The sequence below is a fragment of the Gordonia jacobaea genome (assembly GCF_965344965.1).
In the GTDB taxonomy this organism is placed as follows: Bacteria; Actinomycetota; Actinomycetes; order Mycobacteriales; family Mycobacteriaceae; genus Gordonia; species Gordonia jacobaea.
This window is the reverse complement of sequence record NZ_CBDRLS010000001.1, coordinates 736794-749024: the sequence shown is the minus strand read 5'-3', so window position 1 is coordinate 749024 and position 12231 is coordinate 736794. Positions and strand designations below refer to the sequence as shown.

14 protein-coding genes and 3 tRNA genes are annotated in these 12231 nt (G+C 63.3%); 14 read left to right on the top strand and 3 right to left on the bottom strand.

Annotated features, from left to right (window positions below; all coding sequences use genetic code 11):
- Positions 1-11: 11 nt before the first annotated feature.
- Complete coding sequence (locus tag ACRVY7_RS03440; protein WP_431815986.1) at positions 12-614, bottom strand: TetR/AcrR family transcriptional regulator; 603 nt, start codon at positions 612-614, stop codon at positions 12-14.
- 81 nt (positions 615-695) lie between these two features.
- On the opposite strand from ACRVY7_RS03440, the gene ACRVY7_RS03435 reads away from it, so the two are divergent.
- The 9 genes from ACRVY7_RS03435 to ACRVY7_RS03395 all read left to right on the top strand — a co-directional run bounded on the left by ACRVY7_RS03435 (position 696) and on the right by ACRVY7_RS03395 (position 7051).
- Positions 696-1814: an Rv3169 family protein gene (locus ACRVY7_RS03435; RefSeq protein ID WP_431815985.1), complete on the top strand. Its 1119-nt coding sequence runs from the start codon at positions 696-698 to the stop codon at positions 1812-1814.
- A gap of 5 nt (positions 1815-1819) precedes the next feature.
- Positions 1820-2893, top strand: a complete 1074-nt coding sequence (locus ACRVY7_RS03430; RefSeq protein WP_431815984.1) for a phosphotransferase family protein — start codon at positions 1820-1822, stop codon at positions 2891-2893.
- 10 nt (positions 2894-2903) lie between these two features.
- Positions 2904-3452 (top strand): dihydrofolate reductase family protein, encoded by a 549-nt coding sequence (locus tag ACRVY7_RS03425; RefSeq protein ID WP_270483431.1) that lies wholly within the window; start codon positions 2904-2906, stop codon positions 3450-3452.
- A 91-nt stretch (positions 3453-3543) separates the two neighbouring features.
- The gene (locus ACRVY7_RS03420; RefSeq protein ID WP_431815983.1) at positions 3544-4005 is read left to right on the top strand and encodes a MarR family winged helix-turn-helix transcriptional regulator; all 462 of its coding nucleotides are present in this window, start codon (positions 3544-3546) and stop codon (positions 4003-4005) included.
- 17 nt (positions 4006-4022) lie between these two features.
- Positions 4023-4445 carry an organic hydroperoxide resistance protein gene (locus ACRVY7_RS03415; protein WP_005204332.1) on the top strand — a complete coding sequence of 141 codons (423 nt, stop codon included), beginning with the start codon at positions 4023-4025 and terminating at the stop codon, positions 4443-4445.
- A gap of 131 nt (positions 4446-4576) precedes the next feature.
- Positions 4577-6007 (top strand): HNH endonuclease, encoded by a 1431-nt coding sequence (locus ACRVY7_RS03410; protein WP_431815982.1) that lies wholly within the window; start codon positions 4577-4579, stop codon positions 6005-6007.
- A 751-nt stretch (positions 6008-6758) separates the two neighbouring features.
- Positions 6759-6831 (top strand) — tRNA-Glu (locus ACRVY7_RS03405).
- A 38-nt stretch (positions 6832-6869) separates the two neighbouring features.
- Positions 6870-6946 (top strand) — tRNA-Asp (locus ACRVY7_RS03400).
- 28 nt (positions 6947-6974) lie between these two features.
- Positions 6975-7051: transfer RNA gene (locus tag ACRVY7_RS03395), tRNA-Phe, on the top strand.
- 85 nt (positions 7052-7136) lie between these two features.
- On the opposite strand, the gene ACRVY7_RS03390 is transcribed toward ACRVY7_RS03395, so the two are convergent.
- Together ACRVY7_RS03390 and ACRVY7_RS03385 are read right to left on the bottom strand one after the other, a co-directional pair.
- On the bottom strand, positions 7137-7418 hold the full coding sequence (locus tag ACRVY7_RS03390; RefSeq protein ID WP_431815981.1) for a cyclic-phosphate processing receiver domain-containing protein: 282 nt from the start codon (positions 7416-7418) through the stop codon (positions 7137-7139).
- A gap of 53 nt (positions 7419-7471) precedes the next feature.
- Complete coding sequence (locus tag ACRVY7_RS03385; protein ID WP_431815980.1) at positions 7472-8005, bottom strand: DUF1990 domain-containing protein; 534 nt, start codon at positions 8003-8005, stop codon at positions 7472-7474.
- Positions 8006-8072: 67 nt separating this feature from the next.
- Here ACRVY7_RS03385 and ACRVY7_RS03380 point away from each other — a divergent pair, with 67 nt between their 5' ends.
- The 5 genes from ACRVY7_RS03380 to ACRVY7_RS03360 all read left to right on the top strand — a co-directional run bounded on the left by ACRVY7_RS03380 (position 8073) and on the right by ACRVY7_RS03360 (position 12155).
- Positions 8073-9134 carry a hypothetical protein gene (locus ACRVY7_RS03380; RefSeq protein WP_431815979.1) on the top strand — a complete coding sequence of 354 codons (1062 nt, stop codon included), beginning with the start codon at positions 8073-8075 and terminating at the stop codon, positions 9132-9134.
- Between the two features lie 405 nt (positions 9135-9539).
- Positions 9540-10046 carry a hypothetical protein gene (locus ACRVY7_RS03375; protein WP_431815978.1) on the top strand — a complete coding sequence of 169 codons (507 nt, stop codon included), beginning with the start codon at positions 9540-9542 and terminating at the stop codon, positions 10044-10046.
- Between the two features lie 145 nt (positions 10047-10191).
- Positions 10192-10446, top strand: a complete 255-nt coding sequence (locus ACRVY7_RS03370) for a hypothetical protein (protein ID WP_431815977.1) — start codon at positions 10192-10194, stop codon at positions 10444-10446.
- A gap of 391 nt (positions 10447-10837) precedes the next feature.
- Positions 10838-11485, top strand: coding sequence for an NUDIX hydrolase (locus tag ACRVY7_RS03365; RefSeq protein ID WP_431815976.1), 648 nt, complete (start codon positions 10838-10840; stop codon positions 11483-11485).
- Positions 11486-11600: 115 nt separating this feature from the next.
- Positions 11601-12155 carry a YceI family protein gene (locus ACRVY7_RS03360; protein ID WP_270483370.1) on the top strand — a complete coding sequence of 185 codons (555 nt, stop codon included), beginning with the start codon at positions 11601-11603 and terminating at the stop codon, positions 12153-12155.
- Positions 12156-12231: the final 76 nt, after the last annotated feature.

Below are 12231 nucleotides of genomic sequence, written 5' to 3'. Positions count from 1 at the left end.
CGGTGCAGTCGTCAGGTCCAGCTCTGCGAGAGCAGCATGGCGGTCAGAGCTCGGGCTGTGCGGTCGCAGAACTCGTCGCGCCCGGTCTCACCGAAGGTGAGAGCCTGCAGCAGCGTCTGGCCCACGAGGATGTCGAATGCCACGTCGAGTCTCTGTTCGACCTGCGTCGGATCATCCCCACTTACGTGGACAGCCAGTCGCTCGACGAATACCGCTCGTGCGCCCGAATCGGCACGGTCGAGGAGCCGTTGGTACAACTCCGGGTCTTGTTGATAGTCGGAGATCAAGCCCGGTAGGGCTGCTCGGGTCACGGGGTCGGCGAGTGTTGCGAGAAACACTGTCGCCCATGCCCGAAGGTTCCTTTTCAGGTCACCCTGGTCCTCGGGTAGCGAGACGCTGTCCGTCTGCCTGAAGGCGGCATCCTCGATGAGCATCTCGCGACGCGGCCAGCGCCGGTAGATCGTAGGTGCACCAACCCCCGAGTGGCGCGCGATCGCCGCGACAGTCGCGCCTCGATACCCCTCGTCGAGCAGTAGCTGTTTGGTCGACGCGATCACCGCACGATCCTTCTCGGGATCGCGGGGGCGGCCGGTGCCGCTGGTCGCTGACGTCATGAAGCGAATCTATCGGAAGCGGCTACCCGTAGTTACATTACGTGTCAGCATGTAATGATAATCCGACGAAGGGTGTGACCGTTGCTTGTTCCTCACGATGAGATTCTGTGCCACCAGATGGCGACGACGTTCGACCACGTCGGTCAGAGCGACCTGCGCTGGGTCGAGCGGATCGTCATGTACGGCTTCGATATTTCCGGTGACGTCAATGTCATGACCGGGATGGCGAGATATCCCAATCGCAATGTGACGGATGCCTACGCGATGGTCACCCGAAAAGACGGCACCGCACACGTCGCTCGAATGTCGACCGAATTGCAGCCGGAGAGTGCCGGAGCTCTCGGCGTCTACCAGATCGGACCGTTCACCTACGAGATCGAGGAGCCGCTGCGTGCGGTGCGAGTTCGCCTGGCGCCCAACGAGTCCGGAATCTCGCTCGATCTGCGTCTACGTGGTCGGTTCGACGCGTATGAGCAGACACCGGCGTTTCATCGCAGCCGTGGACGCGTGCTCGAGGACGCACGACGCTTCTACCAGAATGGTGTGGTCGAGGGATTCGTGTCCATCGGGGACGAGCGTATCGAGATCGATTCGCGGAAATGGTGGTTCGGCCGCGACCACTCGTGGGGTGTGCGTCACGGCGGGGGTGGCGGCAGCATCTCCGAGGGCCCGGAGCGACAGCCTACCGAGATCCCCGACGGGGTCCTCTACTACATGGGAATCTTCGAATTCGACGACCAGCTGGTGCATTTCGCACAGCGCGAGGACAGCGCGGGGCGTCGCACCCAGTTCGAGGGCGAGCTCCTGTATCCGAGCGACACCCAACGCGCCCCCGGCCGTCTCATCGATGTCGAGCACGATCTGACTTTCCGCGATGATCTGCGTGTCGTGAGCGGAGGTAGTTTCTCGATCATTCGCGACGACCGTTCTCGCTCTCGGATCGAAGTCAAGCCGCTGACCGACTTTTGGCCCGGTATTGCAGGCTACGACGACTATCGTGGCTATGCCAGCGGGTATTGGCGTGGAACGGATTTCATCGACAGTTTCACCGTGAACACTCTGGACATCGACGAGATCCGGCCGGCCTCGATGCTCAGCGAAACGCTGTGTGAGGTTCGGATGGACGGCAAGGTCGGGCACGGGCTCGTCGAGATGGTCTTTCTCGGCGCGTATCCGCGCTACGGCTACACCGGATGGTGAGCGGCATGGAACACGACGTCGAACAGCGCTGCGCTGAAACGGATCTGGCCGAGGTGCTGACCCCCATTCTTCGAGCGAGACTTCCGGAGGCGGCGTCGGCCGATGTGATCTCCTGTGTGCGAACGGAGACGGGGTATTCCACGGAGACGTTCATCGTGACCGTAGACGGGGTTGCCGAGCCGGACATACGGTCGCGCACTCGGCGATACGTCCTGCGACGACCTCCTCGGTTGGCGATCCTGCCCGACTACGACCTCGAAAAGCAGTTCCGGGTGATGCACCGGCTCACCGAATCCGATGTGCCGGTGCCGCGGGTGCGCTTCTTTGAGGCTGACCCTGCCGATCTCGGATCACCGTACTTCGTCATGGATTTCGTCGATTCGGTCTACACCGTCGGTGATGTGCCTCCGTATCATCAGGCGGGAATCTTTGCCGACACCGACGATGCGGGCCGGGCTCGATTGTGGAACGGCTGCGTGGACATGATCGCGCGGATACATCGTGCCGATGCCGGGCGAGACCGTTTGGGCTTTCTCCGTCTGAACACCGACTCGTCACCGGGCCCGGAGGGCCTCGCGCGCTATCTGCGCACGTCTATCGAATGGGCGTACGCGGGTGAGCCCGTTCATCCGGGACTGCTGGGCGGGCTCGACTGGCTTGAGGCCCATCTCTACGAACCACGTCGAATCGGCCTGTGCTGGGGCGACGCTCGAATGTCGAATCTGTTGTACGGCAGAGACTTCGAACCGGTAGCGGCCCTCGACTGGGAGATGGCATACCTCGGAGATCAGGCGGCCGACATAGCGTGGATGTTGACCACGGATTGGATCAGCAGCCCGCATGAGGGACACGCGCCATCGCCGGGTGTACCCACTCCCGCCGAGACCATAGCCCGCTACGAGGATGCGGTTGGTGGGCGGGTTGAGCACATGACATTTCACTTCATCAGTAGCGCGTTGCTGCTCGGACTTCCGCTCATACGCCTCGACAAGTCGATGGGGCTCGACGGCCTGCTTCCCGAGGTGTGCGCCAACAGAATTGAAGCGGTACTCGGCGGTGAATGCGACACTGCAGGGTAGGAGGTGCTCGATGAGTGCGGCAACGCGATTCCGCTTCTACACGGCCACGAGTCTCGACGGCTTCCTCGCCGATACGGCAGACTCGCTCGATTGGTTGCTCAGTCAGCCGATCGACGAGGACGGTCCGATGAATTACGCGGAGTTCATCGGCGACGTCGGAGCCCTGGCGATGGGGTCGACCACGTACGAGTGGCTCGTCGAACATGAAGTGGAGCAGGGCAATCCGTGGCCGTACGAGGTCCCGACGTTCGTATTCAGTACGCGCGACCTGACTGCTGTCGCCGACACCATCCGCGTGGTGTCCGGGTCGCCTGCGGATCATCGCGCTGCGCTGGTCGACGCCGCCGCAGGACGTGACGTCTGGATCGTCGGCGGTGGCGACCTGGCCGCGCAGTTCTGGGCGTCGGGAATGCTCGACGAACTCGTGGTGTCGATCGCGCCCGTGCTGCTCGGCTCCGGGCGTCCACTGTTCACCGCGAGGTGCGACCTCGAACTGCGCGATCTCGCGCGCAACCAGGGATTCGTCTGCGCCCGATACGGCGTCACGGCGTTCCGCTGAACGCTCCTTGCGCGTCGATATGACGTCGCCCACGGAAATATTGCGGGCAACTAGGTTGTGCACAATGTAAATCAGGCCTAGTCTTCTTCACGTGGGAAAGATTCGCCTCGACGACCATCTGTGCTTCGCGCTCTACACCGCATCGCGAGCGATCATCGCTGCCGAGCGACCGGGTTTGCGCGAACTCGGACTGACGTATCCGCAGTACCTCGTGATGCTGGTGCTGTGGGAGGAAGAGTCTGTCCCGATCGGCCGGCTCGGCGAGCGTCTACAACTGGACTCGGGCACCGTGTCACCACTGGTTCGTCGGTTGGAGTCGATGGGACACGTGGAACGTCACAGGTCTCCCGACGACGAGCGGTCGACGATCGTGTCACTCACCGAATCGGGCGCGGCGCTGGGCGAAAAGTCTGACTGCGTGATGGCCGCCTTGGTCGACGCGTTGACCGATCCTGCGGAATCCGATGCCGACTTCGACGTCGACGCGGCCGTCGAGCTGCGTGCGGCACTGCACCAACTATCTGATGTGTTGCGCGCCAACCAGGCTCGCTGAAAAGAAGGGATGTCACCATGAAGACTCTGTACACAGCCGAGGCACTTGCCACCGGCGAAGGCCGGGACGGCCACGCCAGGACGAGCGACGGACAACTTGATCTCGACCTCGCTATCCCCAAGGAGCTGGGAGGTCCCGGCGGCGCGACGAACCCGGAGCAGCTCTTCGCAGCCGGCTACGCCGCGTGCTTCCACAGTGCGCTGCGCACCGTTGCGCGGGCCGAGAAGGCCGACGTCAGCGACTCGGCCGTCGGCGCCCGAGTGTCGTTGGGGTCCAACGACTCCGGCGGGTTCGAGCTGGCCGTCGTTCTGGAGATCTCGTTGCCGGCGCTGAGCGCAGACGACGCGCAGGCTCTCACCGCCGCGGCCCATCAGGTGTGCCCGTACTCCAACGCCACGCGCGGCAATATCGACGTCACGCTGACACTCGTCGACGAGTAGTCACGACACCATCCGCGTGGTCTCGGGATCAGGGCGTTCCGCTGAACGTTCTGGCAGTCGAACTCCGATTCTCTGTCGGTGCCCACCGATACTCTGATACTCGAACAAGTTGTCGATTGTCAGGGGGCATCGTGAACGCCAGCAGCACAACCATTTTCGACGACGCCGACCCGTCCGGGTTGGAGTTGGATCAGATCGCAGACCGCCTTGTGGGGCACGCCAGTCAGATCGCGAGCCTGACAGGGCGGTTCTTGCTGCTGCTGTCCGAGTTCGATCGCAGGAAAGGGTGGACGGGCGAGGGGATCATTTCTTGTGCGCACTGGTTGACGCTGCGAACCGGCTTGTCGCCGCGGACGGCACAGGAGTACGTGCGGGTGGCGCGCACGCTCGACGGGGTGCCCCGGATTCGGGATGCGTTCGTCGAGGGCCGACTGTCGTATTCGAAGGTGCGCGCGCTGACGCGAGTCGTGACGCCCGACCGGGAGGACGAGTTGCTCAGCGTCGCGTTGTCTGCCGACGCGGCTCAGCTCGAGCGGGTCGTGAGAGCTATTCGTTCGATCGATCAGCGTGAGCGAGAGGCGAGCGAGGGCGAGGTCGAATCGACGGCGTCGTGGGAGTGGAATTCCGACGGCACGTTGTCGGTCCGCATGCGGTTGTCGGCATTGGACGGGGCGTCATTCCTCGCAGCGACGGTGCGTGCCGAATACGAACGAACGCGCACGTCGTCTGACGACGGCGCTGGGCCCTCGGTGACGGATCTGGTTGCCGCACAGATTGATTCGGCAGGTACGTCTGACCGGGAGGCCGAGATCGAGGAGGCCGGCCTCGAGCCCGCCGATCAACGGTTGTGGCGGCATACCCCTGCCAACATTGCGCCCGCGGTGGTGCTGATGGCGGAGACGATGCAGTCGGCGATCGACGTGCCGACGTTCACTCCCGGGGCCGAGGTGGTCGTGCACAGCCAGTCGTCTGCGGCTGACTCGTACGGGGCTGACTCGTACGTCGAGGGTGGGCCTGCGCTCTCAGCGGTCGAGGAGGCGGAGGCGTCGTGTTCGGGCACCAAGACCGAGGTGCGTCACGGAAGGCAGGGCAGCATCACGTCGTGGGGCCGTCGAACGCGGACGCCCTCGACGCGGACGCTGCGCGCGATCCTCGCTCGCGATGGTGGGTGCCGCTACCCGGGGTGTGGACGGACTAAGCATCTACACGCGCATCACGTCCGCTTCTGGTCGCGTGGTGGTGCCACGACACCCGACAACCTGGTGCTGCTGTGTTCGTCGCATCACCGCGCGCTGCATCGCGGCGAGTTCTCGATCACGGCGCATGCTTTGCAGCAGTTCACATTTCATCGCCAGGATGACTATCGGTTGATTGAGCAGGCGCCGCCGATCAGTGCGCTACACGGTTGGCGGCCCGCGGCGATCTCCGACGACGCGGTCGTCCCCGACAATCCCGGACCTCTCGACCTGGGCTACACAACCGAGGTGCTGTACGCCAGTTGGCGTTTCAAGCAGTCCGCCGCAGCCCGCGCCGACCGACCTGCCTCGCTGGCAGCAGCGTGACGACGTTCAGCGGAACGCTCGACGGACCCGCCGCGCGCGGACTCCGTCACGAGTGCCCCGGTAGGTTGCGTGGGCTGAGAAGATATGGCGAGAGCCAAGTTTGGGTGATCTGCGAGACGTCACGCAACCGCGTTGCATGACGTCGCCGCAGCAGTGGGCCCTGTGGGACTCGAACCCACAACCTACGGATTAACTTGCCACTTCGACTTTCGCCGCCGCTCTGAAGAGCGTTCGTGGTCTGGACTGTCCCTTCACCGTTGCGCTGTGAAACGCGGTAGGTGCCACCCGTCCAGTCTCTACACCTTCCGGAGCTTGGCGCCCCGGCTTGGCTCGGGATTGCCATCTGACATCGTCAGGAAGGGTTCCCCGAATTTGAGTGGTGTCATCCAAAGGGTTTCCCCTTTGGCGCTCCTATTTTGAAGTCCGCAGCTCTGCCAATTGAGCTAAAGGCCCTTGTTGTTCGCTCACTCTAGTCCAGAGTGTCCTGCAGTTCTCACTCTCCCTCGTTCACCGTCTGAACAGAGTTCAGATGGCCGGACGCCTCGGCGCTGTGGCCGACGCAGGAAGTGAGTTTACAGGTCGGCTACGCGGCGGTGCATCGACGGTGGGCTTGCAATTGTCGATGCCGTCGGCGTCGGATACGGGTATGGTGTTCGGAGGGCGTCAACTCGTGCGAAATGCAGTCTGACCAGCTGATTTGTGAATTGCGCGAGCGGTGTCCTAAGCTAAGTCGGCTCCCAACGGAGAACCGGCCCCCTTCGTCTAGCGGCCTAGGACGCCGCCCTTTCAAGGCGGTAGCGCGGGTTCGAATCCCGTAGGGGGTACAACTGGTCCTCTACGGGGGAGCAGGAAAATTGAAGATGGCCCTGTGGCGCAGTTGGTTAGCGCGCCGCCCTGTCACGGCGGAGGTCGCGGGTTCGAGTCCCGTCAGGGTCGCCAAAGGTTTCGGTTTTACGCCGGACCTCCTGGCCAGGTAGCTCAGTTGGTACGAGCGTCCGCCTGAAAAGTGGAAGGTCGTCGGTTCGATCCCGACTCTGGCCACCAGCTACTCGAAAAAGACCATCCGGCTTGCCGGATGGTCTTTTGCTTTCGATGACGGTAGCCCGAAACTTCGGGTGCCTGGGCCGATTCAGCGGGTGACCCCAGGCCCATAGCGCTCCGCCATTCCGACAAGCCATTCCACTCCGACGGGGTTCGAGCTGTGCACGCGCACGATCGGAGGCCATTGGTCGTGCTCGGACAGGTAGAGCGCGATCGGCCGCGTCGTGTCGTCGCCGCCGAGGTCGTGATCCAAGGACAACTCTTCTACGACCGCCTCGCTCCGCAAGATCGCCAAGGCTTCGGCGCTCGATCGGGCAACGCTCCACGTGTCGTCGGGCGGGTCGCGTAAGTCATCGACGTAGAGGCGCATCGCCGTGACGCTACGGGCGGGAATGACTTGGAGCTACAGAATTTCGCTCGCGCTCATCCCCGCAAGCCGCCCCCGAGTCGGGCCATCGCGGCCAAGTATCGCCGGGTCATCAGCCGCTGAGCGAGACGCGCGACGGGACCGCCGAGGCGCGTGTACCAGCGGCCAGGGCGAGAGAAGGCGTAGATCGTCGCGACCACCGAGCCGTCGGCTCGTAGCTCGACCGCGAACAATTCCTCGCCACTTTCCGGATGCCCGGGAAGTGTGCCGTAGGCGAACCCGGCACGATCCGGCTCGTCGACGACGTACACCACCCGACAGGGAATGCGAACCGGCCCGAGGAACCACGCGGTGAGGACGATGATGGTGCCGACCTGCGCCGACGTCGTACTCGCGTGAACCTGCAGCCCGGCACCTCGCTGCATGCCGTACCGGAGAACCGCGTCGCTGATCGTGTGGAAGACAGACTCGCCGTGGCCGACGAGGCGCTCGGCCCGTACGACGTGAGCACGCGCCGGAGGCGTGCCGCGGGTCGCGCCGACGTCGTCGTACGTGAACGGCTCAAGCTCCCAACGGCCGAGGTCGGACATCACTCCATTCTAGTGACCGTGTCCGATTTCGAACTCACGCTGCACCGTCACGCGCAACAATCGCCTCATGTCGGCTCGGCAAACAACCGTCCTGGTGCGCAGCGTCTACGGAACCGCGGCGGTGCAGTGGTTCCTCATCTTCGCGATCGGCACGATCCTCGTGACGCGTGCCTACCTGCGTCTGACCGGCTACCCGCAGATCGGAAACGGCACGCTGCACATCGCCCACGCACTGTGGGGCGGGGCGCTCATGATGCTCGCGCTGGTCTTCGGTTGGCTCCTGCTCGGTTCGACGCCTCGCGTCGTCGCGGTGGTGATGGGTGGTATCGGATTCGGTCTGTTCCTCGACGAAGTGGGCAAGTTCGTCACCAAGGACAACGACTACTTCTACGGTCCGTCGGCCGAGATCATGTACCTGCTGGTGGTGCTGATCTTGCTGATCAGTCGGTTCGTCCGCGACCTCAAGCGACCATCGGTGCCCGAGGCGATCGCGAACGCAGCGGTGATCGCGGCAGACGGTGTGGCGCACGGACTTCCGGAGAGTCGACGCCGCCAGGCCGCCGACCTCCTCGACTTCGCCGAGGCGCGCGACGCCGATCCTGCACTCGTGGCGCACATTCGCGGTCTGCTCGACGCGAGTGTCGACACCCCGGACCGGTTGACCCGGGTGCGTGCGCGTGCGCTCGCGTTGATCCCGAACTTCTTCCGACGACGCTGGTGGGTGACGCTGATCGGCTGGCTGCTGGTCGTCAGCTCCGCGCTGACGGTGATCGTGGGTGCACTCGGGCTGTACGTGAATCACCGCGACTACGGGATCTATCTCGAACTCAGTCGCGACCCCACCGCAGCATGGATTCTCTTCGTGAGCGGCGTGGTGACGCTCGCGTGCTCGGCGTCGGCGATGATCGGTCGCCGCCACACCGATCGCGTCTGGCCGCTGCGCGCGCTACGAATGGCGGCGCTCGTCTTCACTATGGCCAACGCCCTCGTCGACTTCGCGCTCGACGGCTTCGGAGCGCTCTACAACCTGGCGCTCGGTCTGTTCGCGCTGGCGATCATCGACTATCACCTACGGGCGGCAGTCGCGCGGGCGAGCGCGAACCACGAGCACGGACAGCTACGCGTTTAGCGCCCCGAACCGCCCATGCTGCGCGCATAGAAGTTCAACCCCGGTCGGTTGCTCAGCGCGGCGAGAAGAACCAGGACGATGAGGGTGACAACGATCGCGGACATGATCTGCCTTGTCTGGGAGAAGTTTTCGATTCGCAAGTGCGTCAATGGTGGCCGATCGTCGTGGTGGAGAAAAGGTTCGCCGATGCAGATCACGCGTGCGTCGCCAGTGTGTGTGCAGGCACATCGGTTAGCGATTCTGGTCATTATCAGTAATTATTGGCCTCATTTGCCGTGTTTCTGCAGGTAGATACTTCTGTAACATGTATACTTCGTTTGGCCGGTCCGAACACTTCCCTCGAATGGAACGATCTTCCTGCACTACTCCACGATCTCCAACTCGCCGCTCTATGCAGAGACCCGGGTGTACTCCCAGTTGGGCACGGTCGTGCCTGCTCACGACATTGGCGTGCAGTCACGTCTGTTCAAAAGCGGTGTGATGTGCCGGATCAACGACTTCAAGTACAACTCGGCACCTACCAATTCCTTCACCGACCGCACCAGCGGTGACTGCGGTACCGGCTCGTACAACAGTCATGGCTTCGTCTCGGTGTGGGACGGCTCCAACTACGTCACCTACCCGACGTTTCCGACCGATCCGCTCAACTTCACCGCACCCACAGCTCGTTCATCCTCCTCGAACGCGCCAGCCAATGTACGTGCTGAATCCGGCACGAATGCACGCGGGCAAACCTACGGCTCAGGCGCCGATAATCAGAATGTTCCCGATCTGATCGCTAGCATCGGCACGAACGGACAGGTCGGCTACGTCAAAAAGACTGATCTGCCCAGCCTTCGGAGAACCACGGTGTCGCCACCAACCGCAGCCCTCGCCAAGTGCAGCTCTATGACAAGGACGGCGTCAACGTGAAGGGAACGTTCCAGCTCAATTGACCGGCCCACAATCCTGGTCTGAGGTCTTGGACCACCGCGCCCGCCGGATCGGCCAGTCACATCCGTTGACTCCGATCCGGCGGGCGGCATGGGTCTCAGCTGATACCCGCATGCTCGCCCGGATGCAAGGCGACCCCACTCTGACCCGCGACCAGGTCACCGACCTCTACTACACTTATCGCAACCGGCTCTCCCGCACCGGGATCACTCTGTCGGCGCCGGCCGCTGGCACACCCCAGCATGCTCAGTGGGGTTCCGGACACACTGACAACAACGCTCAGTGCCCCCGAACCTTCGCCCGCATCACCGAAATCGTCGGATGGGCTTGGTCGATGATCGCCTCCCGCATCTACAGTTGGCGCGCCGACGCCACCTAAGCTAAGGCAGATTCCCTCTCCGACAGTGTGTGCGGACCTCGCGCAACGCACGAGGGTCTGATCGAGAAGTACAAGCCCGCTCCGCTCGCACGCTCGCTGCTACACGTATTCGAATCTTTGCCAGATCTCTGCGAGGTTCGCAGTTGCCACTCCGGGGCGAGTCGGTGTGGACGGCGTTGGGGGATCTGCTCAACGATCTGCGTCACCTGTGCGATCTGTGCGGCATCGACTGGGACGAGATCAGGCCGCCGCACCATCCCAGCCACCATCCGATACACCCACAGATAACCCGACACACACGACACTGACCCATCCCCAACCACACCGCACGAGACAGGCCGATACACCCACCAACCGATTACGGATAATTCGACCGTGGTGAACTGAATGTGTGACATCCATCGATCGCACGATCGCCACCGATCGCATCGCAGCACTTGAACGTCGCGTCGTCGACGATCCTGATGCCAGGCCCGCCGCCGTCGCCATCGTGATCTCGAATCAAGCCGACCGACAGGGAATCTGGGTTCTGCGTCGCCCGCTGACCATGCGTCGCCATGCCGCACAGTTTGCACTTCCCGGCGGACGCCTCGACCCGGGAGAGGGAATCGCCGACGCCGCGCTGCGGGAACTGCACGAGGAACTCGGGGTAGCGCTCGACACCGACGACGTACTCGGACTGCTCGACGACTATCCGACGCGATCGGGCTTCGTGATGACGCCCGTCGTCTGCTGGGCGCCGGACGACGCGCCGCCTCCGACGCCGAGCCCCGACGAGGTGTCGGAACTGTTCTTCGTGCCTCTCGACGACCTACTCGACGAACCACGGTTCATCGCGATCCCCGAATCGCCGCGTCCGGTGATCCAACTCCGGATCCCAGGGCTGCGCCGTGACCCCGACGACTACTCGCCGAGCGGTCACTCCGCGTTGCTCCACGCACCGACAGCAGCGGTGATCTATCAGTTCGTCGAGGTCGTCCTGCGAGGTCGCGATACCCGCGTCGACGGCTTTGAGCAGCCGGTATTCGCCTGGAAATAAAAACTATGCCCCGGTGGAATGAAATCGGACCACGGTCCGTTTAGAATGAGCGATGGGCCGAGAAGACGGTCCACGGACCACAACCCGAAACGACAAGAAGCCGAGGAGTTTCACCATGACCACAAGCACCGTCAAGGCCCCCATCGAGGCCGGCGTCTGGAACATCGATCCCACCCACTCGACCGTCGGCTTCGTCGTGAAGCACCTGATGGTGAGCAAGGTTCGCGGCAAGTTCGAGTCGTTCAGCGGAACCATCACCGTCGCCGAGGACGGCACCCCTTCGGTGCAGGCCGAGATCGACGTCACGACCATCACCACCGGAAACCCGCAGCGTGACGGCCACATCAAGTCGGCCGACTTCTTCGACGCCGACCAGTTCCCCAAGGCGACCTTCGTCTCGACCAGCGTGCGCCCCGACGGTGACAACTTCGTGCTCACCGGCGACTTCACCCTGCACGGCGTGACCAAGTCGGTCGACCTCGCACTCGAGTTCAACGGATCGAACGCGGGCATGGGCCAGGGCGCTGTTGCCGGCTTCGAGGCAACCACCGTGATCAACCGCAAGGACTTCGGCATCGACATCGAGATGCCCCTCGAGGGTGGCGGCGTCGTCGTCGGCGACAAGGTCACCATCAACCTCGAGATCGAGGCGCTCAAGGCGCAGGCCTGATCCTTCATGACCACTCGTGCGATGAGTCGATGACCTCGACATGACGTACGAGTCCACGGCCGGTGCCGTTCCCGTT

Coding starts and splice junctions, on each gene's coding strand:
- ACRVY7_RS03440 (WP_431815986.1), bottom strand. CDS start 614: ATGACGTCAGCGACCAGCGGCACCGGCCGCCCCCGCGATCCCGAGAAG.
- ACRVY7_RS03430 (WP_431815984.1), top strand. CDS start 1,820: ATGGAACACGACGTCGAACAGCGCTGCGCTGAAACGGATCTGGCCGAG.
- ACRVY7_RS03425 (WP_270483431.1), top strand. CDS start 2,904: ATGAGTGCGGCAACGCGATTCCGCTTCTACACGGCCACGAGTCTCGAC.
- ACRVY7_RS03415 (WP_005204332.1), top strand. CDS start 4,023: ATGAAGACTCTGTACACAGCCGAGGCACTTGCCACCGGCGAAGGCCGG.
- ACRVY7_RS03390 (WP_431815981.1), bottom strand. CDS start 7,418: ATGCGCCTCTACGTCGATGACTTACGCGACCCGCCCGACGACACGTGG.
- ACRVY7_RS03385 (WP_431815980.1), bottom strand. CDS start 8,005: ATGTCCGACCTCGGCCGTTGGGAGCTTGAGCCGTTCACGTACGACGAC.
- ACRVY7_RS03380 (WP_431815979.1), top strand. CDS start 8,073: ATGTCGGCTCGGCAAACAACCGTCCTGGTGCGCAGCGTCTACGGAACC.
- ACRVY7_RS03370 (WP_431815977.1), top strand. CDS start 10,192: ATGCAAGGCGACCCCACTCTGACCCGCGACCAGGTCACCGACCTCTAC.
- ACRVY7_RS03360 (WP_270483370.1), top strand. CDS start 11,601: ATGACCACAAGCACCGTCAAGGCCCCCATCGAGGCCGGCGTCTGGAAC.